The organism is Paraburkholderia sp. RL18-085-BIA-A (assembly GCF_046027075.1).
Taxonomy (GTDB): domain Bacteria; phylum Pseudomonadota; class Gammaproteobacteria; order Burkholderiales; family Burkholderiaceae; genus Paraburkholderia.
This window is the reverse complement of the sequence record NZ_JARESU010000513.1, coordinates 1-806: the sequence shown is the minus strand read 5'-3', so window position 1 is coordinate 806 and position 806 is coordinate 1. Positions and strand designations below refer to the sequence as shown.

Below are 806 nucleotides of genomic sequence, written 5' to 3'. Positions count from 1 at the left end.
CGCGCATCGCGCCATGAATTGTCTCGTCTCGTCACTTTGCATTACTGACTATATTGTCCTCGTCGACAACCCGATAGCCACCATTTTTCGCAACGATTCATCCTGCTTCGCAGGCTCGCGAACGTCGCTGGCATCCTGCGAGCCGCACAGCCGCGAAACTAGCAACCAGTTGAAAGAGGACGATTGATCAACGTCCCGGATCGCCTGTTATGCATTTCGTTGATACGCGAGGCAGCGCAGTCAGGTTGCCGGCTGGAGAAGGCCTGCGACGAGGTAGGCGTGAGCCTGCGCACGTTCCAGCGTTGGATGGGTAACGGCGACGCGATGCTCGCCGATCGCCGCACCACGACCGGGCGAGCACCACCGTCCAATAAACTGAGTGAGGCCGAACGGCAACAGATTCTGGAGCTTGCCAATAGTGAGGAGTTTGCCAGCCTGGCGCCCAGCCAGATCGTGCCGAGCCTGGCGGATCGCGGCGTGTATGTCGCGTCGGAATCGAGCTTTTACCGCGTGCTGCGCAGTGCCTCGCAGCAGCACCACCGGGGTCGTGCGCGCAAGCCTTCAACCCGGGTAGTGGCCAGCCATTGCGCCACCGGCTCGAACCAAGTCTGGTCGTGGGATATCACCTGGCTGCCGGCGGCGGTCAAGGGCCGGTATTACTACTGGTACATGATGCTGGACGTGTTCAGCCGGAAGATTGTCGGTCACGAAGTGCATGAGGCGGAATCGGTGGAACTGGCCGCGTTGCTGATGCGGCGTGCCAGTCTGGCCGAGGGTCTGGCAGGACGTCCGCTGGTGCTGCACTC

Annotated in this window: 1 protein-coding gene and 1 pseudogene; both read left to right on the top strand. The window is 61.3% G+C overall.

Annotated elements, in window-relative coordinates; genetic code table 11:
* On the top strand, positions 1 to 187 hold a 187-nt coding region (locus P0D89_RS53575), incomplete at its 5' end, for a hypothetical protein (RefSeq protein ID WP_408367974.1).
* Positions 172 to 806, top strand: a pseudogene (locus P0D89_RS53570) (DDE-type integrase/transposase/recombinase); the annotation flags it as partial. The gene P0D89_RS53575 and the pseudogene P0D89_RS53570, both read left to right, overlap by 16 nt.